This is a genomic window from Mycolicibacterium sp. 624, assembly GCF_040548615.1.
Lineage (GTDB): Bacteria > Actinomycetota > Actinomycetes > Mycobacteriales > Mycobacteriaceae > Mycobacterium.
Genome location: NZ_JBEPRZ010000001.1, coordinates 924,505 through 948,392 on the forward strand (window position 1 = coordinate 924,505; position 23,888 = coordinate 948,392).

24 protein-coding genes are annotated in these 23,888 nt (G+C 66.3%); 15 read left to right on the forward strand and 9 right to left on the reverse strand.

The genetic code is table 11. The features are described from left to right. Genes ABIA65_RS04160 through ABIA65_RS04170 form a run of 3 tightly spaced genes read left to right on the forward strand, consistent with a single transcriptional unit; the run spans position 1 to position 2,191 of the window. The gene (locus tag ABIA65_RS04160; RefSeq protein WP_241402182.1) at positions 1-966 is read left to right on the forward strand and encodes an NADPH:quinone oxidoreductase family protein; all 966 of its coding nucleotides are present in this window, start codon (positions 1-3) and stop codon (positions 964-966) included. A 13-nt stretch (positions 967-979) separates the two neighbouring features. Continuing rightward, positions 980-1,699: a haloacid dehalogenase type II gene (locus ABIA65_RS04165; RefSeq protein WP_502919511.1), complete on the forward strand. Its 720-nt coding sequence runs from the start codon at positions 980-982 to the stop codon at positions 1,697-1,699. 9 nt (positions 1,700-1,708) lie between these two features. Beyond that, complete coding sequence (locus ABIA65_RS04170; RefSeq protein ID WP_354522725.1) at positions 1,709-2,191, forward strand: DUF456 domain-containing protein; 483 nt, start codon at positions 1,709-1,711, stop codon at positions 2,189-2,191. On the opposite strand, the gene ABIA65_RS04175 is transcribed toward ABIA65_RS04170, so the two are convergent. Further along, the gene (locus tag ABIA65_RS04175; protein WP_354522726.1) at positions 2,188-2,541 is read right to left on the reverse strand and encodes a hypothetical protein; all 354 of its coding nucleotides are present in this window, start codon (positions 2,539-2,541) and stop codon (positions 2,188-2,190) included. The two genes, ABIA65_RS04170 and ABIA65_RS04175, sit on opposite strands and share 4 nt — an antisense overlap. A gap of 204 nt (positions 2,542-2,745) precedes the next feature. On the opposite strand from ABIA65_RS04175, the gene ABIA65_RS04180 reads away from it, so the two are divergent. Further along, positions 2,746-4,434, forward strand: a complete 1,689-nt coding sequence (locus ABIA65_RS04180) for a pyruvate, phosphate dikinase (RefSeq protein ID WP_354522727.1) — start codon at positions 2,746-2,748, stop codon at positions 4,432-4,434. 1 nt (position 4,435) lies between these two features. Next, entirely contained in the window at positions 4,436-5,050 is a 615-nt protein-coding gene (locus ABIA65_RS04185) for a hypothetical protein (RefSeq protein WP_354522728.1), read from the forward strand. A 39-nt stretch (positions 5,051-5,089) separates the two neighbouring features. Here the strand turns inward: ABIA65_RS04185 and ABIA65_RS04190 are convergent, their stop codons facing one another. Beyond that, positions 5,090-5,692: a TetR/AcrR family transcriptional regulator gene (locus tag ABIA65_RS04190; RefSeq protein ID WP_354522729.1), complete on the reverse strand. Its 603-nt coding sequence runs from the start codon at positions 5,690-5,692 to the stop codon at positions 5,090-5,092. A 54-nt stretch (positions 5,693-5,746) separates the two neighbouring features. On the opposite strand from ABIA65_RS04190, the gene ABIA65_RS04195 reads away from it, so the two are divergent. Beyond that, positions 5,747-6,526 carry an SDR family oxidoreductase gene (locus ABIA65_RS04195; RefSeq protein ID WP_241402176.1) on the forward strand — a complete coding sequence of 260 codons (780 nt, stop codon included), beginning with the start codon at positions 5,747-5,749 and terminating at the stop codon, positions 6,524-6,526. Continuing rightward, the gene (locus ABIA65_RS04200; protein WP_241402175.1) at positions 6,523-7,593 is read left to right on the forward strand and encodes an NAD(P)H-dependent amine dehydrogenase family protein; all 1,071 of its coding nucleotides are present in this window, start codon (positions 6,523-6,525) and stop codon (positions 7,591-7,593) included. Before ABIA65_RS04195 ends, ABIA65_RS04200 begins: the two co-directional genes overlap by 4 nt. A 48-nt stretch (positions 7,594-7,641) precedes the next feature. On the opposite strand, the gene ABIA65_RS04205 is transcribed toward ABIA65_RS04200, so the two are convergent. Both ABIA65_RS04205 and ABIA65_RS04210 read right to left on the reverse strand, forming a co-directional pair. Beyond that, on the reverse strand, positions 7,642-9,147 hold the full coding sequence (locus ABIA65_RS04205; protein ID WP_354522731.1) for a serine hydrolase domain-containing protein: 1,506 nt from the start codon (positions 9,145-9,147) through the stop codon (positions 7,642-7,644). Positions 9,148-9,187: 40 nt separating this feature from the next. Continuing rightward, positions 9,188-9,760: a TetR/AcrR family transcriptional regulator gene (locus tag ABIA65_RS04210; protein ID WP_354522732.1), complete on the reverse strand. Its 573-nt coding sequence runs from the start codon at positions 9,758-9,760 to the stop codon at positions 9,188-9,190. A 131-nt stretch (positions 9,761-9,891) separates the two neighbouring features. Between ABIA65_RS04210 and ABIA65_RS04215 the strand changes: the two genes are divergently transcribed. The 5 genes from ABIA65_RS04215 to ABIA65_RS04235 all read left to right on the forward strand — a co-directional run bounded on the left by ABIA65_RS04215 (position 9,892) and on the right by ABIA65_RS04235 (position 13,155). Next, positions 9,892-11,232 (forward strand): cytochrome P450, encoded by a 1,341-nt coding sequence (locus ABIA65_RS04215; protein WP_354522733.1) that lies wholly within the window; start codon positions 9,892-9,894, stop codon positions 11,230-11,232. Then, positions 11,229-11,417, forward strand: a complete 189-nt coding sequence (locus ABIA65_RS04220; protein WP_354522734.1) for a ferredoxin — start codon at positions 11,229-11,231, stop codon at positions 11,415-11,417. The genes ABIA65_RS04215 and ABIA65_RS04220 overlap by 4 nt, the downstream gene beginning before the upstream one ends. A 36-nt stretch (positions 11,418-11,453) precedes the next feature. Then, a complete protein-coding gene (locus tag ABIA65_RS04225; protein WP_241402170.1) occupies positions 11,454-12,308 on the forward strand; it encodes an SDR family NAD(P)-dependent oxidoreductase in 855 nt (284 codons plus the stop codon). A gap of 51 nt (positions 12,309-12,359) precedes the next feature. Next, positions 12,360-12,797 (forward strand): hypothetical protein, encoded by a 438-nt coding sequence (locus tag ABIA65_RS04230; protein ID WP_354522735.1) that lies wholly within the window; start codon positions 12,360-12,362, stop codon positions 12,795-12,797. 67 nt (positions 12,798-12,864) lie between these two features. Then, positions 12,865-13,155, forward strand: a complete 291-nt coding sequence (locus tag ABIA65_RS04235; RefSeq protein WP_241402168.1) for a CDGP domain-containing protein — start codon at positions 12,865-12,867, stop codon at positions 13,153-13,155. A gap of 31 nt (positions 13,156-13,186) precedes the next feature. On the opposite strand, the gene ABIA65_RS04240 is transcribed toward ABIA65_RS04235, so the two are convergent. The 3 genes from ABIA65_RS04240 to ABIA65_RS04250 all read right to left on the reverse strand — a co-directional run bounded on the left by ABIA65_RS04240 (position 13,187) and on the right by ABIA65_RS04250 (position 17,008). Continuing rightward, positions 13,187-14,812 carry an LCP family protein gene (locus ABIA65_RS04240; protein ID WP_354522736.1) on the reverse strand — a complete coding sequence of 542 codons (1,626 nt, stop codon included), beginning with the start codon at positions 14,810-14,812 and terminating at the stop codon, positions 13,187-13,189. A gap of 279 nt (positions 14,813-15,091) precedes the next feature. After that, on the reverse strand, positions 15,092-16,123 hold the full coding sequence (locus ABIA65_RS04245; protein ID WP_241402166.1) for a fused (3R)-hydroxyacyl-ACP dehydratase subunits HadA/HadB: 1,032 nt from the start codon (positions 16,121-16,123) through the stop codon (positions 15,092-15,094). A 138-nt stretch (positions 16,124-16,261) separates the two neighbouring features. Further along, a complete protein-coding gene (locus ABIA65_RS04250; protein ID WP_241402165.1) occupies positions 16,262-17,008 on the reverse strand; it encodes a 3-oxoacyl-ACP reductase family protein in 747 nt (248 codons plus the stop codon). 69 nt (positions 17,009-17,077) lie between these two features. Between ABIA65_RS04250 and abc-f the strand changes: the two genes are divergently transcribed. After that, positions 17,078-18,742: a ribosomal protection-like ABC-F family protein gene (abc-f, locus tag ABIA65_RS04255; protein ID WP_241402164.1), complete on the forward strand. Its 1,665-nt coding sequence runs from the start codon at positions 17,078-17,080 to the stop codon at positions 18,740-18,742. Positions 18,743-18,767: 25 nt separating this feature from the next. On the opposite strand, the gene ABIA65_RS04260 is transcribed toward abc-f, so the two are convergent. Further along, a complete protein-coding gene (locus ABIA65_RS04260) occupies positions 18,768-19,763 on the reverse strand; it encodes a glycoside hydrolase family 6 protein (protein ID WP_241405933.1) in 996 nt (331 codons plus the stop codon). 404 nt (positions 19,764-20,167) lie between these two features. Between ABIA65_RS04260 and ABIA65_RS04265 the strand changes: the two genes are divergently transcribed. Further along, a complete protein-coding gene (locus ABIA65_RS04265; protein WP_354523082.1) occupies positions 20,168-22,363 on the forward strand; it encodes a S9 family peptidase in 2,196 nt (731 codons plus the stop codon). On the opposite strand, the gene ABIA65_RS04270 is transcribed toward ABIA65_RS04265, so the two are convergent. Continuing rightward, entirely contained in the window at positions 22,352-23,080 is a 729-nt protein-coding gene (locus ABIA65_RS04270; RefSeq protein ID WP_354522737.1) for a helix-turn-helix domain-containing protein, read from the reverse strand. The genes ABIA65_RS04265 and ABIA65_RS04270 overlap by 12 nt on opposite strands. Positions 23,081-23,202: 122 nt before the next feature. Between ABIA65_RS04270 and ABIA65_RS04275 the strand changes: the two genes are divergently transcribed. Continuing rightward, on the forward strand, positions 23,203-23,844 hold the full coding sequence (locus ABIA65_RS04275) for a DUF3159 domain-containing protein (RefSeq protein WP_354522738.1): 642 nt from the start codon (positions 23,203-23,205) through the stop codon (positions 23,842-23,844). The last annotated feature ends 44 nt before the right edge of the window (positions 23,845-23,888 follow it).

The window sequence follows — 23,888 nt, forward strand, 5'->3', positions numbered from 1 at the left end:
GTGAAAGCCCTTGTTGCGCAAGAGCTGTCAGGGCCATCTGGCCTGATCTACACCGACGTCGATGACATCGCGGGTGACTCCGCGGTGATCGTCGACGTCGGTGCGGCCGGCGTCTGCTTCCCCGATCTGCTGTTGATCAAGGGTGAGTACCAGCTGAAGCTGAACCCCCCGTTCGTGCCGGGCACCGAGATCGCGGGTGTGGTGCGGTCTGCACCCGCAGGCTCGGGTGTGACCCCGGGCCAAAGGGTCTCGGCGCTGTCGATGCTCGGCGGCTGGGCCGAGGCGGTGGCGGTGTCCCCGGACGCCGTCATCCCCACGCCCGACGGTATCGACGACGCCTCGGCCACGGCGCTGCTCGGCAACTACTACACGATGTACTTCGCGCTTGAGCGCCGGGCCGCGTTGCGAGCCGGTGAGACCGTGCTGGTTCTCGGGTCGGCGGGCGGCGTCGGAACCGCGGCCATTCAGATCGCGAAGGCCATGGGCGCCAAGGTGATTGCGATGGTGCACCGTACCGGCGCCAACGAGTTCGTCGAGTCGCTGGGCGCAGACGTCGTGCTGCCGCTGACTGACGGTTGGGCGCAGGCTGTTCGCGATCACACCGACGGCCGAGGTGTCGACGTGGTGGTCGATCCGGTCGGCGGCGATGCCTTCGACGATGCGATCCGGGTGTTGGCGACCGAGGGACGGCTACTGGTCATCGGATTCGCCTCCGGCGGCGGGATTCCCACCGTCAAGGTGAACCGACTGCTGCTGCGCAACGTCTCGGTCGTTGGTGTGGGGCTTGGCGAGTTCGTGAATCGCACGCCCGGCGCGCGAGCCGAGATCGGCGAGGGCGTGAATCGGCTGGTCGCTGGGGGACTGCGGCCGCCGCCACCTGTGCGCTTCCCGTTGTCGGAGGGGCGTGCTGCCGTGGAGGCTCTTGCGGCGGGTGAGATTCGGGGAAAGCTAGTGCTCGAGCCGTGATGAGGAACAGTCAATGATGCGGCGTCCGCGGGCGTTGGCGTTCGACGTCTTCGGCACCGTGGTCGACTGGCGAACCAGTGTCATCCGAGAACTCACCAGTTTTGGCGAAAGTCATGGGCTGGAACAGGACTGGGTCCAGTTCGCCGATGACTGGCGCGCCGGTTACCCGACCGCGATGGACCGCGTGCGCACCGGCGATCTGCCGTGGTTGAAGATCGACGCACTGCACAGGCTGATCCTGGATGACCTGCTCGAACGCGCCGGGATCGACTCGATTCCCGAACCAGAGGTCGACGAACTCAACCGTGCGTGGCACCGGCTCGATCCCTGGCCGGACTCGGTTGCGGGCCTGACGCTCCTCAAGCGATCGGCGACCATCACGACGCTGTCGAACGGGAACGTATCGCTGCTGACGAACATGGCTAAGCGCGCGGGCCTGCCGTGGGACTGCGTGATCTCCGCCGAGCTGTTCCACCACTACAAGCCAGACCCAGAGGCGTATCTCGGCTGTGCGGATCTGCTCGACGTCGCGCCGAGTGAACTCGCCCTGGTCGCCGCGCACCCCAGCGACCTGCGGGCTGCCCGCGACGCGGGTCTGATGACGGCTTATGTCGCGCGGCCGCTTGAACGTGGGCCTGGGCGCAGGCCACCGAAGGTGCAGGACGGCGAGTTCGACTTGGTCGCCGACGACTTCGTTGACTTGGCCCGGCAGGTCGACGCGCTGAGCCCCTAAGCTCTGGTGATGGACGCCCTCGGACTGACCCTCGTGGCGGTTGCCATCGCGATCGGCATCGTGGGCGTCGTCATCCCGTTCCTGCCCGGCACGCTGCTGGTGTTCGCGGCGATCGCGGTGTGGGCGTTCGTGGAGCAGACGACCGCGGCGTGGGTGACGTTGGCGGTGGTGGCCGTGATCCTCGGTGCCACGCTGCTGGCGAAGTACCTGTGGCCGGCGCGGCGGATGCGGAACGCCGACGTGGGCACGTGGAGCCTGGTCGCGGGAGGCGTTCTCGGCATTATCGGGTTCTTCGTGGTGCCCGTGCTAGGCCTGGTGCTGGGGTTCGTCCTGGGCATCTATCTGGCGGAGCTGGCCAAGCGGCGCGATCAACGCAGGGCGTGGGCCTCGACGGTGCACGCGATCAAGGGTGTTGTGCTGTCGGTGGGTGTCGAGCTGACCGGCGCACTGCTGGCAACGGTGGTGTGGGTGGTCGGGGTTCTGCAGGCTTAGAGGCCCGCGAGCCCGTCAGAACCGATACCGGCCTTGCCCGCCTCTGAGCGACAACGGGCCTCGCTTGCCCTCTCCCGCAGCGAAAGCACCCGCCGGTGAATGCGGTACTCGGTCGAGCGGGGCATCGATGCCGGCCCGTAGAGGCCACGTCCGCGCCGGTAGATGCGCCCGATCTTCGTCTCCCACCGCAGCGCGTCCGACACCGCCTTCGACGGTCTTCCGCTGAACTCGAAGCCCTGCCACGTGAGTCCGTCGATCAGCTCCTTGACCGTGCACCGTCCGTGTTGGAACAGGTACAGGGTCAGCGCGTAGCGCAGTTCGATGCCGCGCAGTCGTACCGGGTCAGTCATGGACCCAACGTGGCACGCCTGACCGACAGCACGCGTTTTGTCGCTCAGAGGCGGGCAAGTGCGGTGGTGGTTGCGGAGCTGTGCCGGTGGGATGTGGCTCGGTGTTCCATCACACTCTTCTACTGTCGGGAGGTAGACCACTTGGCAGGTTCATCACTGACCTGGCTAGTTTTTGGTGACATCACGTTGGCATGAGGAGTCGTAGTGAGTTCTCCGTCGTCCGCCCTAGGGGGTTCGGTCGCCGACGGCCGGGCAGAGGACGGCCGGGTCGAGCAGGGGCAGCTTGTCGTCCGTCTCGACGGCAGTCGCATCCTCTCCAGCACATTGGTGGGCGGGAAGGCATACGGTCTGTCCAGGATCCGCGCCGCGGGACTCCCGACGCCGCCAGCGTTCACCGTGACGGTCGACGCGTGCAAGCAGTACTTCGAGGCACGCGATGACCTGATGGCCCGACTGTGGCCGCAGATTCGTGACGGCATCTCCTGGTTGGAGGCCGAGTCCAATCGCACTTTCGGCCGCGGACCCATTCCACTTCTGGTGGCGGTCCGCAGCGGCGCCCCGGCAAGCATGCCCGGGATGATGGACACGGTGCTGAACCTCGGCATCAATGGCGAGGTCGAACGGATCCTCGCCGACCGGTGCGGCGCGCCGTTCGCCGAGAACACTCATAGGCGATTTCAGGACCTGTTCCGGCAGGTCGTGAACCCGGACGACGGGCAGGTTCCCGTCGATCCGTTCGTGCAGCTGCGCTCCGCGGTCACCGCGGTGTTCGAGTCCTGGAACTCACCGCGCGCGGTGTCCTACCGACGTCATCACGGGCTCGAGGGCACGATGGCGGGCACCTCGGTCACCGTTCAAGCCATGGTGTTCGGCAACCTCGACGACGATTCGGGCACGGGTGTGCTGTTCAGCCGCAACCCGCTGACCGGAGAGAACGCGCCATTCGGCGAGTGGCTGCCCCGTGGTCAAGGCGAGGACGTGGTGAGCGGCAAGTGCGATCCGCTGCCCCTGTCCGCGCTCGCCGAGAGGCATCCCCCAATTCACCGTCAACTTCTCGAGGCGGCGACCTGGCTGGAGAGGGACGGCGCCGATGTCCAGGACATCGAGTTCACCGTCGAGGCCGGCAAGCTCTACCTGTTGCAGACCCGAGCGGCGAAGCGGTCGGCCCAGGCGGCGGTCGCCATCGCGGTGGCGCTGCAGCGGGAGGGGTTGATCGACATCGACGCGGCGCTGGCCCGCGTCACGCCCGCCCAGCTCGACACCCTGCTCACACCGGTCATCGAGCCGTCGGCGCTCGCCCATGCCACGGTGGTGGCCGCCGGACTGCCGGCCTGCCCAGGCGTCGGAGTGGGCCGTGTGGTCACCGATGGCGAGTCGGCCGAGGACGCCTTCGACGATGGCGAGGATGTCGTGCTGGCCCGCGAGACCACAAGCCCCGACGACGTGGGCGGAATGATCGCGGCCCGCGCCGTGATCACCGAACAGGGCGGAGCCACATCGCATGCCGCGGTCGTGAGTCGTGAACTGCACACCCCGTGTGTGGTGGGCTGCGGCAAGGGCGCGTTTCGGGGGCTCGCGAACACCGATGTCACCGTGGACGGGGCGACCGGCAAGGTGTACGCGGGGCGGCTGTCGCTCACCCAGCCGTCGGAGGACGAGGACCCGGACATGGCGGCGCTCCTGGACTGGGCGCGAGAGCGAAGTCCGATTCGGGTGCACAAGGTTGGCATCCCGGAGGCCGCCGGCCTACCGGTGGTGGACCACCACGATCGGTCAGCGTTGACGGCGGCGCTGGCATCGGGCGGCGGTGCGCTGGCGGCGGAGCATCCTCTGCCGGTACTGCTGTTGCTTCTGGAGCGGACACGAACCGTCGATCAGTTGAGCGGAGATTGAGATGATCGACGAACTGACGATCCTGCGCCTCGTCGCAATGAAGGGGCGGGTCTCTCCCGACACCATCGCCCTCAGCCTGGATGCAGATGCCGCCGACGTCGGCAGGCGGCTGGATGAGTACGTGTCCCGTGAACTGATAGCGGCGACGCCCAGGGGTTTCCGGATCACACCGGCCGGGCGCGCGCGGTGCACGAATCTCGTTGCAGCGGAGCATCGCATAGTCGACACGGCGGCCGTGGAGCAGATCTACGGCACATTCACCGAGCACAACCTCGAACTGAGGGAAGTCATCACCGACTGGCAGATGCGCGGCCCTGACCAGCCCAACGACCACACCGACGGTGAGTACGACGGTGCCGTGCTCGATCGCCTGCAGGCCCTACATCAGCGGGTACTTCCGCTACTCGACCAGATCGCTGATGTGGCACCGCGACTGGGGCACTACAGAACACGACTCGTTAAGGCCGCGGACCGGGTGGCGGCCGGCGAGCACGGCTTCGTCTCGAAGCCCATCGTCGACAGCTACCACACGGTGTGGTTCGAGCTCCATGAGGACCTCATAGGCCTTGCCGGCCTGACGCGAGCAGATGAGGCAGAGGCGGGGCGCGGCGCGTGAGCGTCGTGCTGCCCGCGTCGACATGAAACGACGGATCAGCTAGGGCGCGTCGACGCCGAGCGCACGCGGCCACCAACGATGCAGAAACGCTCTGTCCTGTTCCCTGGTGCGCGCTTCCATGGGCTCTCGAATGAGCAGTGAGATCAGCATGCGGCTGTAGAGCTCGGCGGCGTCGTCCATCGTCGCGTGCACTGTCGGTGACAGTTCGGCGACGGGTTCCAATGCCTGGCGGGCAAACCAGAGTTCGTCGCGGCTCAGCGGCCCGCGGATCACGTCTTCGATCGCGAAGTGCGTGTCCATCGCGGGCTCGTGGCGCAGGTCGTAGATGGCGTAGATCAACGCCTCGACTGCGCGCTCGCTCGCGCTCGCATAGTCGCGACAATGATCCTGCATGCGGCTAACCACTCGGCGGATGGCCTGTTGCGAGGCCAGCTCGACCAGTTCGTCGCGGTTTGCGAAATAGGCGTACAGCGTCGGTCGTGAAACTCCGGCCGTCCGTGCGATCAGCACAGTGCTTGCCCGTTGTGCACCAACGGTTTCCACACATCGCACCGCGGCGGCGAGGATGCGCTCGCGAGAATCCTCGGCCGTCGCAGGCGTCGATCCTGACCACGGCACTCGCTTGGCTGCGTTCGCACTCATTTGAATCAACTTTACTGCTTGAACTCAAGCTGTCAAACATGTCAGACTCATGCCGTGATTCTCGAGAACAAGACGATCGTGGTGACGGGCGTCGGCGACGGCCTCGGCCGGGAATGTGCGACCAGTGCGCTCAGGCAGGGCGCACGGGTGGTTCTTGCCGCGCGTAGCCACGACAAGCTGAAGTCGATCGCCGCTGAACTCGACCCGGACGGCCAACGCGTTGCCGTGGTGCCCACCGACATCACCGACCCGGCCTCGTGTGAGGAACTCGCGGACGCCGCGGCAAGCCGATTCGGGGAGGTCCATGGGCTGGTGCAGGTCGCCGCGTTCGAGAACGCCTGGGGCGGACTGCACGACATGAAACCCGATGACTGGCGTAAGGCCCACGACACCAACGTGCTCGGCGCATACAACGTGGTGCGCGCGTTGCACCGGCATCTGAAGGCGGCGGGCGGCGGCTCTGTGGTGTTCATCGGCTCGCAGTCGATGTTCAAGCCATCGCTGTCTCAGGCCGGCTACGCGTCGACGAAGGGTGCGCTGCTGACCGCGACCTATTACCTGGCCGACGAACTCGGCGCCGACAACATTCGCGTCAACATGGTTGTGCCGTCCTGGATGTGGGGCCCGCCGGTCCAGATGTACGTCGACTACAAGGCGCAGACGGACGGCGTATCCCCCGAGGAGGTGCTCGACGGCATCGCCGGAGGCTTCCCGTTGCGGCGGATGGCAGAAGACGGAGAGGTCGCGGACACGGTGGCGTTCTTCCTCTCCGACCTTTCCAAGGCAGTCACCGGACAACACCTACAGGTCAACGCAGGGGAGCTATCACGATGAGCAAGCGAATTGTTGTATGGGGCACCGGCGTCGTCGGCAAGATGGTGATTGCCGAGATCATGCCGCACCCCATGTTCGAACTGGTGGGCGTCGGGGTCAGCAATCCCGACAAGGTCGGGCTCGACGCCGGTGAGATCTGCGGCATCGAACCCACTGGGATCACGGCCACCGACGACCTCGAGGCCCTCATCGCGTTGCGGCCGGACGCAGTGGTGCACTACGGGCCCACTGCAGGCCACGCGGACGAGAACATCCGGGTGATCGGCGGCTTCCTGAGGGCAGGCATCGATGTCTGTTCGACGGCGATGACGCCGTGGGTGTGGCCCGCGATGAGCCAGAACCCCGCCGCATGGACGGAACCGATCGAGGCCGCCTGCGAGGCGGGCGGGGCGTCGTGCTTCACCACCGGCATCGACCCGGGCTTCGCCAACGATCTGTTCCCGATGACGCTGATGGGACTGTGCGGCGAGGTGAAATCGGTGCGCGCCAGCGAGCTTCTCGATTACACCGATTACGCGGGTGATTACGAGGAGGAGATGGGAATCGGGCGGCCGCCGGAGTTCAAGGCGATGCTGGAGATCCCCGAGATCCTCGTAATGGCGTGGGGTGCAACTGTTCCGATGATCGCCAGCGCGGTGGGCATCGAGCTCGACGAGATCACCACCACGTGGGAGAAATGGGTCACCGACGTGCCCAGGAACAGTGCCAAGGGTGTGATCGAACCGGGGAACGTCGCGGCGATCAGGTTCACCATCAACGGTGTGTACCGCGGGGAGAACAGGATCCAGCTCGAGCACGTCAACCGCATCGGTCTCGACGCCGCACCGCACTGGCCCGCAGGCAACGACAACGACGTGTACCGGGTCGAGATCGAGGGCTCGCCATCAATCACCCAGGAGACCGCGTTCCGGTTCACTGACGGCAGCGGCCGCGACGCCGCCACCGCCGGCTGCCTGGCCACCGGCCTGCGTGCGTTGAACGCGGTGCCCGCGGTCAACGCGCTCAAGCCAGGGTGGGTCACCGCGCTGGATCTGCCGTTGATTCCAGGAGCGGGAACCATCCGCTAAGCCCTGGGCGGCATCGACACGACCGGCGGCTGAAAGGCCAAGGCCGAGCTAGTGGCCATACAACCCCAGCGCTCGGGCTGCTGCGGTGGCGACGTCGCCGCTCAGCTTTGCGATCGGTGGACCGCCGCGCTGATGGATGACGTTGGCGAGGACCACGACGTAGGTGTTTGACCCGGGGTCCATCCACAGCGTTGTTCCGGTGAAGCCGGTGTGGCCGAAGCTACCGATGGGAAAGACCAGTCCGCGCGGTCGGGAGTGGGGGGTGTCGATGTCCCAGCCGAATCCGCGGAGGTCTTGTCCGCCGATGGCCGGATAGTTCGGCGCGAGCAGGGGATCTGTGGCGTTGTTGGCTGCGACGAGTTGTTCCTCGGTGTGTCCGGGCTGTTGCGGAGTCGTCATCAGCGCCACGGTCGACTGCCTCAGCGGAAACGCGCTCGGGCGGTCGGCGAGGCGATCGAGGAGGGCTTGCGCGAACAGGCCGACATCGTTGACCGTCGAGAACACCCCGGCACTACCGGTCGCCCCACCCATGCGGCGTGCCGTCGGGTCGTGCACGGTACCGCGGAGCGGGTTGCCGTAGTCGGGGTTGATGCCCGGAGTGTCCTCGTCCAGCGCCGTCGGTGCGACGCGCGCCAGGAGAGCGGTGCTCCACGTGCCCTCCGGGCACTCGCCCATCCACGGCAGGTTCGCACCGAGTGCGAGCGCGTTTCCGCGGATCTGATGTGGGCCACATGCTTTGGCTGCAGGAAGATAGTGAGTGTCTGACATGCCAAGGGGCGCAAAGACGTTGTCCTGCACGTATTCGTCCAAAGGCTCGCCGGTGAACTTCTCGATGATCGCGCCAACCAGAATGAAGTTGATGTCGGAGTAGTGAAAGAGCTCTCCGGGAGCGAACACCACCCATGCGCCGAGTGCACGGTGAAGGCCCTCGGCCTTGTCGGCCTGGACCAGTCCCCACGGACCGTCCAGGCTCAGATCTCCCGCTATGCCGGAGGTGTGGGTGAGCAGCATGCGTAGCGTCACCGCGGCGCGCCGGGGATCGTTGGTGGGGTTGAACTCCGGCAGGTAGGTCTGCACACGTTCGTCGAAGTCGACCTTGCCCTGCTCGTACAGAGCCATGATGGCCGTCGTCGTCGCAATGACCTTCGTCATTGAGGCCAGGTCGAAGATCGTGTCCTCGGTCATCGGCTCAGCGGGGGCGGGCGACCCGTTCAGCCCGGGCTCGCCGTCGAGCTTGCGCGAGCCGAAAGCCTGGCGGAAGACGATCTTGCCCGCGTGCCCGATCTGGACGACCGCGCCGGGCAGCCGATGCACCGTGATCGCGTCGTTGATGAGCTGGGCGACAGGCGCGAAATCAGCCGCAGGAGCGACGACGGCCGCGGTGGCTGCCGGCGCGGACCTTGTCGGTGCGCCGGTGGCCTGTGCGCTGGTGGCCGGCGTGCCGGTGGCCGGCGGTGGAGGCGCGGACTGTCCACACGACGGGACCGCGGCGAGAGTGACCAAGACAGTTCCAACGGCGCAGAGCCGGGTCAGACGCGATCGCGACTCCGTCACCGGTTCGACGGTAGCCCGACCCGGTGCTTACGGCACGGGATCAGTCGCGACTGGCGCGCAATCCGAGCGTGCGCCGACCGGCCGCGATCAGTTGGTCGCGAAGTGCTGCGTCGTCCACGTCGCCGTAGTCGGCGCCCGCGGCTGAGGCGATTCCCGACATGACGAGCGCGGCCTTCACCTGGCCGCCCAGGCCGGGTTCGACACCGGCGAGCAGGGCCATCTGACGTTTGACGACCGCCGCCCATTCGGCCCGCGTTCGCAACAGCGCGACGACGCCGGGGTCGCCGGTGAGCAGTGGGAGCAGCTCACGATTCGTTGCGGCGAGCGCGGCGTAGCCGGTGAGCATGTGGTCGGCGCGTGCGCGGGCACCGCGGTGGCGCTCGGCAGCGTCGACGAGCGCGCTCACCTCGGAGACGACCGGTTCCATCACGGCGCTGAGAAGCTCGTCGCGTGTGCGGAAGTGGTGGTAGATCGCGGACTTCGTCAGGCCGAGTTCGTCGGAGATCATCTGCAACGACGTGCCGGCGACGCTGTGCTGTTTGAACAACTCGATCGCGACGTCGATGAGGCGCTGCCTGGTCGGCCCGCCGTCCTCCGTCGAGTGGCTGCTCACACGGGTGCCTCTCTGTGGGATGACTGACATCGCCCACTCTAGCTGACCAACCGTACAGATTGGGCCTGTACGGTTGGTCAGGTAACAACTGTACGATTGGTCAGTAGAAACCCCCAGCCCGAGGAACGCATATGACGACCGTTGACTCGCCGGAGACGGCAACGAGCCCCACCGAGGGGCGGGTGGCAGATCTCGACTTCTTCCACGACGACGCGTTGATCGCGGACCCGTATCCGGTGCTCAAACGCATGCGGGACACGAGCCCGGTTCTGCGCGAACCCGTACACGGAGTCATGGTCGTCACCGGCTACGACGAGGTTCTGGCCGTGGTCGGGGACCCTGAGACGTTCTCCTCGTGCAACTCGACGACGGGGCCCATGCCGGGTTTCCCCGTTCCCCTGGAGGGTCTGGACGGCGCTGAGGTCAGCGCGCTGATCGACGCGCATCGCGACGAGCTGCCCTTCAGTGACCAACTCCCGTCGTTCGATCCTCCCAAGCACACCGCGCATCGGTCGCTGCTCTCGCGGCTGATCACGCCGAAGCGACTGAAGGAAAACGAGGAGTTCATGTGGCGGCTCGCCGATCGGGTGCTCGACCCGTTCCTGGCGGGAGGCGGCGGGGAGTTCATCGGACAAGTGGGCAGCCCGTTCGCCCTGCTCGTCGTCGCCGACCTGCTGGGCGTTCCCGAAGAAGACCATGGAGAACTCGCCGCGAAGCTCACGGGCGATGTGGCACTGGGCAGTACCGACGGTGACACGAGCATGGAGCACGCTCCGCTGGAGTACCTCTACAGGCGCTTCACCGACTACATCGACGATCGGCGCAGGGCACCCCGCGGCGACGTCATGACGGAGATGGCGCTCGCCACGTTCCCGGATGGGTCCACTCCTGAGGTCATCGACGTCGTCCGCGTCGCCGCCAATCTGTTCTCGGCCGGCCAGGAGACCACGGTCCGGCTGCTGTCCACGGCACTCCAATTGCTGGCCGAGGACACCGAATTGCAGGGCCGGCTGCGCAGGGCCCCGGAGGGCATAGGGAACTTCATCGAGGAGACCCTGCGGTTCGAGAGTCCCATCAAGGGCGACTTCAGGCTGGCCCGAGCCGCCACAACGATCGGCGGTGTCGACGTCCCCGCAGGGACGACCCTCATGGTCCACTACGGTGCCGCCAATCGTGACCCCCGGCACTTCGAGAACCCCGACGCATTCGATCCCGATCGGCCAAACGCGCGTCGGCACATCGGGTTTGGACGAGGAGTGCACAGCTGCATCGGCGCTCCGCTCGCGCGGGCCGAGGGCCGCGTGATCATTGCGCGACTTCTCGAGCGCACCACCGAGATCAGGATCAACGACGCCGTGCACGGCCCTGTCGACGACCGGCACTACGGCTTCGTGCCCACCTACATCCTGCGCGGGCTCACCGATATCCATGTCACGGTCGACCCGGCCCAACCTCAGGCCACGACGCAGTGAGGGTCTTCGTCGACGACGACTCGTGCCGCGGCCACGGTGTCTGTGCCGCGTTGTGTCCGTCGGTGTTCACCATCACCGACGGCGGCTACGCCGAGGCCGCTACATCCGAGATACCCGCGAACCTCGAAGCCTCGGTGAACGAGGCGATCGCCGGTTGTCCAGAGCGCGCCATCCACAACGCATGACCACGAGGCATCTCACACTCATTGAAGGGAAACACCGTGTCGATTGACTTTCAGCACAAGGAACGCAGGGCGTTCGACCTGTCCGGCAAGGTCGTCGTCGTGGTGGGCGCGGGGCAGCAGCCCGGACCGGGCATGGGCAACGGGCGAGCCATCTCCATTCTGGCCGCGCGTCACGGCGCGGAGGTGGTGGCCGTCGACCGAAACATCGCAGCCGCAAGGGAAACGGTTGAACTGATCACCGCGGAGGGCGGCCGGGCCTATGCCGTCGAGGCGGATGTCGCCAAGAAGGAGGACTGCGAGCGCATCTTCGACGTCACGATGACGACAAGCGGTCGTATCGACGGCATGGTCTACAGCGTGGCGACGAACCCGCCGTTTGACCTCGAGTCGAACACCATGACCGTCGAGAACTTCAACTACGGCATCAACGTCAACATGCTCGGCTGCTACTACTGCAATCTCTTTGCCGCGCAGTACATGGAGAAGAACAGCGGTGACACCACCGGAAGTATCGTCAACATCTCGTCGATCGCGAGCATGAAGAACGAGCTCGGCCTGAACATCGGCATCATGCCCTACGCACTGGGCAAGTGTGGTCTGAACCAGATCACCGAGCTGACCGCCGTGCAGTACGCCGGAGCCGGGATCCGCGCCAACACATTGATGTTGGGTCCCATCGACTCCGTGCTGGGCAATCACGACTCCCAGTCACTGTTCGGCTTTGACCCCGATCAGGTCGAGGACGCGTACAACGAGGTCGTCAAGCTCAAGATGGGCCGCGCCACCGTGTGGGAATCCGCCTATGCCGCCGTCTATCTACTCGCCGACGAGTCGCGGTTCATGACCGGACAGCAGATACGCCTCGATGGCGGCGCCACTCTGGTGCGGTGAACGATTTCGCGCTTCGCTAACACCGCCTGCGCGACCGGCGATAACAGGGGTATGACTCCGCTTCGCGCTGCCTGCGCGCTCGCTGTCGGGCTGACAGCGCCCTGGTTGTGGGTGGCAACGGCCCAGGCCGAGGGCTTCGCGCAACTCGGTCAGGTCCCGGTCGTGGCGTCCCCGACGTGTGCCGGAAGCGTCAGCGCCGAGGCCCAGGTGGCGCCGGTGCAGATCGACGATCGCGTCGAGGACGGCGTCCGTGTTGCGATCCACTACGACGCCGGCATCTACGACGGTTCGTGTGCGCTCACCGTGACAGCCACCTGGACGAATCTCGACACCGGCGCGTCAGGAAGTCGTGACATCACCGCGGTGTCGACGATTGACGGGCACTACGGCTTCATCGGCTACGCCAACACGACCTTCGAGACGGGCAGCGGCACGGTGGTCGTCACGCTCAGTTCGCACCCGGGTGCCGAACTGCGGATCACCACCTGAGCCGCATGAAGCAGTGGACACGAAGGAGCGAATCTACGGCGGCGGCGCGCTGGGTAGGCTTTCACACGTGGGTCTGACTCTGGCGGCGCGTCCGCTGCTTGCCGTGACCATGCTCCTCGCCTCTGCCGGCCTCAGCCTCAGCGTTGCGGCGCCGGCAAACGCGGGCTGCGAGACCAAGCCGACCCACCAGTACTGCGACCTGCCGATGCGGCCGGACGGCACCTGGGACCGCTGCCGAATCATCTTCGGCAAGGGGGTCGGCGGCATCAGTGGTCACCGCAAAGGTGAGGTGCGCTGCTATCCCATGAATCCGACGCTCATGCCGTACACCGGCGAGCCGCGGCACTACATCCCGTAGCGATCCCGTAGCGCCTGCCGTCCAGCGCTGCCTACCTGACACACGGGATGTTCGTGGCGGTCATCTTCGTGAAATCGGTCGGAGCGGGCGCGGTGTCTCCTGTGGAGGTGGCATCCACGGCGGTCATCGCAAGGGGGGAAGCGCTCGGACCGTGGTGTTCCGGGCTTGCGGGGGTGATGAGGTAGTCGGCGGCGGGGAAATCGCTGCCAAGGACGAGTTCCACGGTGTCGGGCGCCACCGCATCGGAGGCTGTCGCAGTGAGTTTCAGTTGCGCGGCGAGGGCTTGAGCTGCCTGTTCGGCGCCGGAGCCATAGTGCAGAGTGCTGGTGGGTGACAGCGCATCTGCCGTGCTGCTCTCCCCTGGGGTGAACCCTCGGGTCACAGACCAGTCGGTGACCGCGGCCGCCAGACCGTTCACCGTGGTGGCGTTGACGACGTTCAAAATCGCCGGTGACGCCAGCGGTGCGGGGCTGGTGGGCGTCATCGAGGTCTGGTCGGTCGTCCCCGCGAAGAGGTCGTGGACGAGGGTGCGGATAGTGGCCACATCGACGATGTTGACGTCTGAGCCTGCCGGATCCTGACCGAATTCGCCGATCGGCAGCGTGTACAACGACATCTGTCGGCTAGTCAGCGATGATGCGTCACCGAGGAAGCCTGCCAGCTTGAACCCAGCGTCCACGGCGAGGTTCTTCTGGGCGACCTGTAGGAGATCGCTGAGGTTGGCGGGGTTGGAGAGCGCCCCGCCTTGGCGCAGCGCGCTGACCAGCGACACGATGAACGCTTGCTGGCGGCGTGTGCGGTCCAAATCGGTGAACAGCTCGTCATTGAGGTCACGGCGTTGCCGCACGAATGCCATCGCCTGGGACGCGTCGATGAGTTGCTCGCCCTGGTGGAAATTGGCACCCGAGTAGTCGTCGACGGTATCGGCGTTCAGACAGACGGTGATGGGCTCGACCACACGGGCGATCTGAAAGAACGCAGCCATGGTGATCTCGACGAAATGGTCGACCGGCACGCCCAGCAGTTGGCGCACCGCGGCGATCTGCGATTTACGCCCAGCTTCGCGCGCGGTCTGCTCGTTGGCCATCGGATCGTAAGCACCCGTTGCACTCTCGGATTGTGAGCTGGCCAGGGTTTCCATGGTCTGCTGATACGCCAGCCCGTAGGCCTCTTTGATCTTGCTCTTGCACTGGCCAGCCGGACATCCTGGCAGATCCACGAAATTGTCGCGGGGAATCGAGACGGCGGTGATCGGGCCATCACCGCCGGGAAGATGCAACAGAATCAGCACGTTGGCGTTGTAGCCGCCCACCGTTTCATCGCCGGCGTGCAGCGCACCGTAGATGTCCTCGGGCAGCGGTTGACCGTGCTGATCCAGGCGACTGTCCAACCCCATGATCAGGATGTTCTGCTCGCCACCAGTCGAAGCCGGGCCCCCGGCCAGTGCATTGGACGTGGTGATCCCGCCGACCACATTGCGGTAGCTGGCCCAGCCAATTCCCGTTGTCGTCACCACTGCCACGGCGGTCACCACTGCCACTACGCGCCAGACCTTGAATAGCTGACGGCGACCGACGGGGCGTTCCGCGCGGTGGCGCGGCCGCCGCGCGCGTGGGGACAGGTCGGCGTCCCGGGACGGCTGCACTCGGTATGTCATGGCACGAAGACTTTATCCTGAACCCCGACCAGTGTGGAGTCGCCCATGACGCGCACACGCTCGAATGGTAAGTGCCACAGGGCGTTACGCGGGGGCGGGTACACCGCGAACAGGTGCGGGCAAGGTCGTCGAAGCGAGCCCAGCTGAGGCCTCCCAAAGCCATGTTCACCGCGCCAGAGGGTCAAGCTCCGAAGTTGCTGTGAATAGCCATGGTTCGTGGTGAACCTACTTTGCCGGCCGGGGGTGGAGGCTCAAACGACGGGTGTCAAAGCCGCCAGGTCAGCTGAAGCGCACGTTCAATGTCGCCAGGCCGAAGATCTTCCGGCCACCGGACTTCGCGCCGACGATGACGACACCGGTGCGCGTGGCGGGGTCCAGCGACTTGATCCGGCCGCTGAACTCGATATCCGCGCCCCCGTCGGCGGGCACGATTGCGGGCTGAGACAGCCGCACCGCGTAGCGGGTGACCGCGCCGGGATCCCCTGACCACCCGGAGCCGAAGCCGGCACCAAGGCCCATGGTGAGCATTCCGTGGGCGATCACATCGGGCTGGCCCGCCAGCTTGGCGATCTCCTCGTCCCAGTGCAGCGGGTTGGCGTCGCCGGACACGCCGGAATAGTTCACCAGGTCGCCGCGGGAGAGCCGGGTGTGGTGCACCGGCAGCTCGTCGCCGACCTTCACGGCGTCGAACGACGGCGAGGCTGGGGTGCGGGCGCTGCTGTCCTCGGCGATCCGAACCTCGCCCTCGGGGCGCACCGTCTTCTCATACTCCGTTTGGGATGCGTCGACGCCGAGCATGTTCACGTCATGCATGATCACGTTCGCCACGGCGGGCCTGATCGCCGGATCGACGTCCTCGCCGGTGACGCCGACGACGGTGGTGTGCAGGGTGTGCACCCGCTCGCCAGCGGCGTCAGTGAAGGTGTTGGTCACGGTGATCAGGTCTCTGCCGGCGATCCTGCGCACCGATGTCAGCTCGACGTCGATTTTCAGCTCGTCGCCGGCCACGATCGGGCGATGCTGCTCGAAGACCTCTTCGGTCTGCAGGTACATGTCATAACCGACAACCACCGACTCGAACATGCGCTGATTGCAGGCCATCGCCGGCGTTGACGTGAACGTCAGCGGTGCCACCAGGTCCGAGTAACCGAGCTCCGCGGCGGCAGCGACATGCCAGTGTGCGGGGTGATAGTCCTGCACAGCACGGGCGAACTCGCGCACCTTCTCGCGGCCCACCAGATAGGTGTCTTCCATCTGGTAGTAGTGGCCGACTCGAGATTCGAGCGCCGTCGTTTCTGCTGCTGCGGTCATGAAGTTGCTCAACTTTCCTATCGGCGTTCGCTGAGACCGACCGAGCCAGCCTAACGCGGGCAGCTGTGGCGATATGAGGCGATCCGCCTCGCCGCCGTCAACGAGGCGTCCGTGACGCCGCGGCCCGCTTGACGACCGCTAGACCGTGAAGCCGCCGTCGACGTTGAGATTTGCGCCGGTGATGTAGCCGGACTCCGGGCCGGCAAGGAAGCTCACCAAGGCGGCGACATCGCTGGTGTGTCCGTACCGGCCCAGTGCGACGACCTGCTTCAGGCTCTCGGCGAACTCGCCCTCGGCAGGATTCATGTCGGTGTTGATCGGTCCCGGCTGCACGTTGTTGACGGTGATTCCGCGCGGGCCGAGTTCGCGAGCCAGCCCGCGGGTGAGGGAGGACACCGCGCCCTTCGTCATCGCGTACACCGAGATCCCCGGCCCCGGTACCCGGTCGGCGTTGATGCTGCCGATGTTGATGATTCGTGCGCCCTCGCTCAGGTGCGGGATCGCCGTGTGGATCGCCCAGAACACGCCGCCAATGTTGACCGCCACCAAACGGTCGAACTGCTCCAGCGTGAAGTCCTCGGCAGGCGCCAGGACAGCGGTGCCCGCGTTGTTCACCAGTACGTCCAACCCGCCGAGTTCGGCGACGGCCCGGGTGACCGCCGACGCGATCTGGGCCGGATCGGCGGCCTCGGCCTGTATCGCGACCGCCGTGCCGCCGTCAGCCTTAACCTCGGCGACGAGCTTGTCGGCGTCGGTCGCCGAGGACGAGTAGGTGAAGGCCACCGCGGCACCCTCTGCGGTCAGTCGTCGCACGATCGCCGCGCCGATCCCCCGCGATCCGCCGGTGACCAGCGCTCGCCGTCCTGCCAAGGGTGCTGTGCTCATCTGGGTGTTAAGCCCGGTCGCGTCGGATGTATTCCCAGTCCCACTGCGCGGTGGTGCGACGATAGGGCAATGACTGCAACGCTCGTCGCGAAGAATGTGGCCGGCGGGTTCGCCCATCGCACGCTTTTCGAGAATCTCCACGTGACCGTTGCACCGGGCGATGTCATCGGAGTCGTGGGCGCCAATGGCGCAGGCAAGAGCACGCTGCTGCGAATTCTGGCCGGCGATCTCGAGCCGCTCGAGGGCACGGTCAACGTCGCGCCAGCCGATGCCTTCGTCGGGTGGCTGCCGCAGGAACACGAGCGGGTGCCCGGGGAGACCGTCGCCGCCTACATCGCTCGCCGCACCGGATGCGCTGCAGCCACCGAGGCCATGGAGGCCGCGGCGGCGGCCTTGGCGGACCCGGATCAGGGCCCCGCGGATGTCGATCCGGCGGCAGCGTACTCGGCTGCGCTGGATCACTGGCTCGCCACTGGCGCAGCCGATCTCGATGAGCGGCTGCCTGCCGTTCTGGCCGACCTGGGTCTCGACACCGATGCGGTGCGGCCGGAGTCGACGCCGATGACCGCCCTGTCGGGTGGGCAGGCGGCGAGGGTGGGGCTCGCGGCGCTGATGCTGTCGCGATTCGACATCGTGCTCCTCGACGAGCCGACCAATGATCTCGACCTCGACGGACTCGCCCGGCTGGAGCAGTTCGTCCGCGAACTTCGTGGCGGCGTGGTGCTGGTGAGCCACGATCGAGAGTTCCTGGCCCGCAGCGTCACTCGCGTCCTCGAACTGGACTTGGCCCAGAACATGACCACCGTGTTCGGCGGCGGGTACGAGAGCTACCTGGAAGAGCGTGAGGTCGGCCGCCGACACCGGCGTGAGCAGTACGACGAGTTCGCCGACAAGAAGGCGGACCTCGTGGCGCGCGCACGCACCCAGCGGGAGTGGTCGAGTCAAGGTGTCCGCAATGCGATGCGCAAGGCTCCCGACAACGACAAGAACCGGCGACGCGCCGCCACCGAGTCGAGTGAGAAGCAGGCCCAGAAGGTCCGTCAGATGGAGAGCCGGATCGCGCGCCTCGAGGAAGTTGTCGAACCCCGCAAGGAATGGACACTCGAGTTCACCATCGGAGCCGCGCCGCGGTCGAGTTCGGTCGTTGCAACACTCGACAATGCCGTTGTGCGCCAAGGTGATTTCGTCCTGGGGCCGGTGTCATTGCAAGTCGATGCCGGCGAGCGGATCGGTATCACGGGCCCCAACGGGGCGGGAAAGTCGACTCTGCTGCGGCTACTTCTCGGTCGCCGACAGCCCGATGAGGGCCGCGCGAGCCTGGGGGCCAACGTGGAAATCGGCGAGATCGACCAGGCCCGTGCGGATTTCACCGGCTCAGAGCGGCTCGTCGACCGCTTCGAGCAGCGGGTGCCGTCATGGCCGACCGCCGACGTTCGAACCCTGCTCGCGAAGTTCGGGCTGCGCGCCGACCACGTGGAACGCACCGTCGACGAACTCTCGCCCGGCGAGCGAACCCGCGCAGGCCTCGCGCTACTGCAGGCCTGCGGCACCAATGTGCTGGTTCTGGATGAGCCGACGAACCACCTCGACCTCGCCGCCATCGAACAGCTCGAACAGGCACTCGACAGCTATGACGGTGCGTTGTTGCTGGTTACCCACGACCGTCGGATGTTGCAGAACGTTCGGCTGGACCGCTCGTGGTTGGTCGACAACGGCCGCGTTTCGGAGTTGTAAGCCGAAACGGACGCGACTAGGACTCCTACCAGCCGGCGTTGCGGGCCAGGTCGATGGCGTACTGGTTGACGAAGCGACCCGCCTGGGGATGCCCATTGCATGCTCCGTCGGACTCACCGGGACGCTTCACCCACAGGAAGGCGTCGACGTTGCCGTTCCCGGTCTCCGTCGTCGGCCGGGCACCGAGCGCCCGTCCACTCGGATTGCACCAGTACATCTCGCCCTCGGCTGGGCCCGCGCCGTTGCGCGAGGTGTCGATCACGTAGTGCGCACCGTTCGTCATCCCCGAGATCGCATTGCCGTAGCCCATCGACTCCTCGGTGGTGAAGAAGTTCGCGGTATTGAGGCTGAAGCCCCGCGCCTTCGCCACACCGACGTCGTTGAGCCGGGCGGCCATGACGTCGGCGGCGACCCAGCGTGAGTGACCGCCGTCGATGTAGACAGCCGTGGCCGGGTTGCGGGTCAGCGTGTCGACGGCGTAGCGCATCAGGTCGTAGCGTTCCTGCTGCTGGTCGGCCGACAGGCAGTCGGCCATCGCGAGTGCGTCGGGTTCGAGGATGACCGCAGCCGGTCCGGAGCCGATGGCACCCGCGACGCCGTCGATCCATCCCTTGTAGGCGCCGGCCGACCCGAACCCACCGGCTGCGTAGCTCCCGCAGTCGCGATTCGGGATTCCGTACAGCGCCAGAACCGGCATGGTGCCGGCAGCCTGTGCCGTGGCGATGTACTTCGCGTCGACCGCGGGGGTGGAGATGTTGTCCATCCAGTACGCCGTAGGGGTGTCGGCGATGGCGTTCAGCTCCGGATTGGGCGGATCGACGCCATCCGCGGCGGCACGTGCCTTCGACCGGGGGTTGACGTAGAAGGGCAACCCGGCCAACGGGTTGGCGTCGCTGACTAGCCGCACATCGGGGGCGGGACCAGTCTGCACCGGAACGGCTGAATAGCCGATACCGACGACGGTTGCCACGGCCAGGAACGGGGAGATCCACCGCGCGACTGCGCCGGCAGCTGAGGAGATCACCCTAGAAAAGTAGTGTCACCGACGCAGCATGCGCCAGTCGCAGACAACAGGCGGCGTGTGGTCGGTGCCTCCGTCCTTGCGACGGCAAACATATCCTGCCCGCCCCGGGCCGGCTCGAAATCGCAGGTTGGTCTGCGTCGACGGCAATGTTGTCCGAGTTGGGATCGGTAGCGCGATCGGCGAGGTCTACTTACTGCAGCACCGCAAGTGCGGTTCGAGCAAAGGGGTGGCCATGCATGTCACAAAGGGCAGTCCATGTACTCCCCGTGCCGCCGCGGCATGGTCCACCGTGGCTTGACCATGCCGCTACGTCCGGGTGTTCCATCAAAGTCGTGACACCGAACGACACCGCACAGACCCCTGTACACCTGACGGACTCCGATTACGCGCGTGCCGAGCAGATGCTCGCCCCGTACCGGAGGAGGCGGGTGCCCGGCAGTTCACTGCAACCGCAATGGCTCTCGGGCGGTACGCGGTTCTGGTATCAGGTCGGAACTCAATTCGTGGTGGTAGATCCCGGTGACGGCAGCCGTCGTGACGCATTCGACCACGACCGGTTGGCCACCGCACTGTCCGTCGCGTCTCACCACGCAGTGACAGCGGCGGACCTGCCGATCACGAGAGTCGAGATCGGGGATTCGGTGCGGTTCACTGCGTTTGAGTCGCGCTGGGAGTGGTCCGACAGCGCAGGCACATGCGTGCGGCTCGACGACGACGTGCAGGTTCGACCCGGCGAGGTGATGTCCCCGGACGAGTCATGGGTCGCGTTCCGCCGCGACGGCAACATCTGGGTTCGCTCCTACGATCGTGAGCAGGAGTTCGCGCTGACCGACGACGCCGAGCCGCAGTTCGACTACGGCGGGCTGCCCGACGCGACCGGGGCACGAGCGCTGATGCGTGTGCTCGGTCTGCCGCCGCCACTGCTTGTCTCCTGGTCGCCGGACTCGACCCGACTCCTGGTGCAGCGCCTCGACCAACGCGACCTACCCGAACTGGTTCTCATCGAATCCGCTCCGCACGACGGCGGCCGACCAGTGGAGCACCGAACCCGCTACCCGATGCCAGGGGAAGAGGCGCAGGTGACGATGTCGTGGACTGTTCTGAATGTCGTTGACCGCAGCGTGGTCCGACAGGATGGCCCACCCACCGTGATCACACACCCCACCGCCCTTGTGTATGCGTGGTGGACGGGCAAGGCAGGCGATGCGGTCCACTTCCTGCACCAGTCCCGCGACGCCCGAACGCTGGAGCTGCGACGCCTCGACCCGACAAGCGGCGCAACCACCACACTGATCAGTGAGTCCGGTGAGACCCGCGTCGACCCGACTCCACAGCTGGGTGAGCCGCCAATGGTGCATGTGCTGGAATCCGGCGAGATCCTGTGGTGGTCGCAGCGTGACGGGTGGGGACACGTCTACCTGTACTCGGCCGACGGGCAGCAGGTTTCGCAGGTCACCGCCGGGCAGTGGCTCGTGCGCAAGATCCTGTGGGTCGATGAGGAGCGTCGGCAGGTGTGGTTCCTTGCAGGCGGGCTCAACGAGAAGGACCCATACGTCCGCCAGATCTGCCGGATCGGGCTCGACGGCTCCGGGTTCACCCGACTCACCGACGACGACCTCGACCATGACGCGCTGAGCCCACCGGACGGCGGGTACCTCGTCGACCGGGCCTCCTCGTCGAGCCAACCGCCGCGTTCGGTGGTGTTGGACGGAGACGGAGCGGTTCTCGTCGAACTCGAATCTCCGGGCACGGAAAGGCTGGAAACCCTTGGCTGGAGCCCTCCGGAACGGTTCCGCGCGACGGCCGCCGATGGCAAGACTCCGATCTACGGTCTGCTCTGGCGACCGCACGGCTTCGACCCACAGCGCCGCTACCCGGTGATCGAACACATCTACCCCGGGCCGCAGATCTACCGAGCTGGCCCGTCGTTCAACGAGCCGCACTATGGCGAGCCCGAAGCGTTTGCCGCGCTTGGCTTCGCGGTGGTCGCTGTGGATGGGCGCGGTGGTGCCGGTCGTAGCAAGGCCTTTCATGACCACTCCTATGGTGACCTCGGAAATGCCGGTGCCCTTGACGATCACGTCGCTGCGATCCGCGAATTGGGCCACCGGTACTCGTGGCTTGACACCGGGCGGGTCGGGATCACTGGCCAATCCGCAGGGGGCTTCGCCGCCGCCCGTGCCCTGCTGATGTACCCCGAGTTCTATTCCGTGGCGGTCTCGGTGTCCGGCAACCACGACAACGGCGTAAACCTGGCCATGTGGGCCGAGCACTACCACGGTGATGTCAGCGCCGAGGGGAAGCGGGCCATCTCGAACGCGACCTTGGCCGCCAATCTGGAGGGCAAGCTGCTGCTCATCCACGGGGAACTCGACGACAACGCGCATCCGTATCAGACGCTGCGCCTCGTCGATGCACTAATCAAGGCGGACAAGGACTTCGACATGCTCATCATCCCGGGAACCGAACACGCCCTGGTCGGCCGCACGCACTACTTCCTCCGGCGCACCTGGAACTATTTCGTCCGTCACCTGCACGGCACCGAACCACCCAGCCATCGCCTGGCACCGTTGCCGATGCCGACTCTAGGGGGCTGAGCGCAGGATCTCGCCTGCGCGGCGAAGGACGTCGAGTTGCGCCGCGTTGTACAGCTCCGCCATCGCGCCTGCGATGGTCTCGTCGGCGAAGCGCGGTCCGCCGGGGGCGTCGACTCTGGCCTCAAGGAGGCCGGGGTGCGCAGCGTAGATCGCCCGAATGTAGGGGGCGAGGCTTTCGGCCATGTCCTGGCGGGTTGATTCGTCGGCATCGGTCGGCAGGTCGTCGAAGGCGGACAGCGAAGGCTCGTCCGGGGCGTTCTGCAGAAGGTCGGCGTAGACCTCCAGGCCCCGTGGCCCCAGGACACGGGTCAGGACGACGACCAGGGAACGGTCGGCGTCGGACATCTTGGCCACGGTGTCCGGAGGGACGAACTCCGGCGGTAGGTCGGTTGGCGCGGAGTGCTCCAGGATGAGGCCCAGTTCGGCGCGCGCCGCCTGTAGCCGTTCGATGGTCGCGGCGAGTTCGGCGTCGAGGCCCCGCAACGCCTCTTCCGGATGATCGTCGGTGTTGCCCATCGCCGCGATCTGGGGGAGTGAGAACCCGAGATCGGTCAGCCGTTTGATCCGGACCAGCCGGACGAGGTGGGCGACGCCGTACTGCTTGTAACCATTGGAGCGACGTTCGGGTTCGGCGAGAAGCCCGACCTGGTGGTAGTGCCGGACCGCCCTCAGGCTGGTGCCTGCGAGTTCGGCGACTTCACGCGTGCTCCATCCCACGGCTCCATTCTGATCGATGCCGACGGACTTGACTGTGCCGCAGCGTCCGGGTGTGCGATTGACGCTATGACCACAAGTGAGCGCCCACCTCGCCGAGTGTCTCGGCGGGACGAGAAGAAGCGATGACCGAAGCGCCCACCGATGAACGGCAACCGACACTGCTCGATCGCATGGGCGGTGTGACCGGTCTGGTGTTGGCCAGCGTGCCCACCTTCGCCTTTGTCGTAGTCGATGCGATCGCCGGGCTGGATGCCGCAATAGTGGCCGCCGTCGGCACCAGCGTTTGCCTCATCCTGCTGAGGGTGCTTCGCAAGGAAGCGATCCAACCAGCCGTTTCCGGCCTGATCGGAGTCCTCGTCGCGTCGTTGATCGCGTTCTACAGCGGTTCCGCCGAGGGCTACTTCCTGCCGGGCATCTGGGCAAGTCTGGTTATGGCCGTGATCTTCGCGGTCTCCGTGCTGGTGCGGCGGCCCCTTGTGGGGGTGATCTGGAAGCTGCTCACGAGCGCGGACGTGGGGCAGTCGTGGCGCGACGACAAGGTCGCTGTGCACGCGTTCGATGTGGCGACGCTCGCGTTCGTGGCGGTGTTCGCCGCAAGGTTCGTCGTCCAGGAGTGGCTCTATGGCGCAGGGTCCACAGGCTGGTTGGCCTTCGCGCGGATCGCGATGGGCTATCCGCTGCTCGCTGTGGCGCTGCTGGTGACGTACTGGGCGGTCCGGCGCGCGCGGGGACGGCTCCAGGTCGTGAGAGACGAAGACCGCTAGGGCGGACAACGCCGTCGGCCCAGCCGGCTGCGCTATGCCGTCCC

Coding starts and splice junctions, on each gene's coding strand:
- ABIA65_RS04165 (WP_502919511.1), top strand. CDS start 980: ATGATGCGGCGTCCGCGGGCGTTGGCGTTCGACGTCTTCGGCACCGTG.
- ABIA65_RS04170 (WP_354522725.1), top strand. CDS start 1,709: ATGGACGCCCTCGGACTGACCCTCGTGGCGGTTGCCATCGCGATCGGC.
- ABIA65_RS04175 (WP_354522726.1), bottom strand. CDS start 2,541: ATGACTGACCCGGTACGACTGCGCGGCATCGAACTGCGCTACGCGCTG.
- ABIA65_RS04185 (WP_354522728.1), top strand. CDS start 4,436: ATGATCGACGAACTGACGATCCTGCGCCTCGTCGCAATGAAGGGGCGG.
- ABIA65_RS04190 (WP_354522729.1), bottom strand. CDS start 5,692: ATGAGTGCGAACGCAGCCAAGCGAGTGCCGTGGTCAGGATCGACGCCT.
- ABIA65_RS04200 (WP_241402175.1), top strand. CDS start 6,523: ATGAGCAAGCGAATTGTTGTATGGGGCACCGGCGTCGTCGGCAAGATG.
- ABIA65_RS04215 (WP_354522733.1), top strand. CDS start 9,892: ATGACGACCGTTGACTCGCCGGAGACGGCAACGAGCCCCACCGAGGGG.
- ABIA65_RS04230 (WP_354522735.1), top strand. CDS start 12,360: ATGACTCCGCTTCGCGCTGCCTGCGCGCTCGCTGTCGGGCTGACAGCG.
- ABIA65_RS04240 (WP_354522736.1), bottom strand. CDS start 14,812: ATGACATACCGAGTGCAGCCGTCCCGGGACGCCGACCTGTCCCCACGC.
- ABIA65_RS04245 (WP_241402166.1), bottom strand. CDS start 16,123: ATGACCGCAGCAGCAGAAACGACGGCGCTCGAATCTCGAGTCGGCCAC.
- ABIA65_RS04250 (WP_241402165.1), bottom strand. CDS start 17,008: ATGAGCACAGCACCCTTGGCAGGACGGCGAGCGCTGGTCACCGGCGGA.
- abc-f (WP_241402164.1), top strand. CDS start 17,078: ATGACTGCAACGCTCGTCGCGAAGAATGTGGCCGGCGGGTTCGCCCAT.
- ABIA65_RS04265 (WP_354523082.1), top strand. CDS start 20,168: ATGCTCGCCCCGTACCGGAGGAGGCGGGTGCCCGGCAGTTCACTGCAA.
- ABIA65_RS04275 (WP_354522738.1), top strand. CDS start 23,203: ATGACCGAAGCGCCCACCGATGAACGGCAACCGACACTGCTCGATCGC.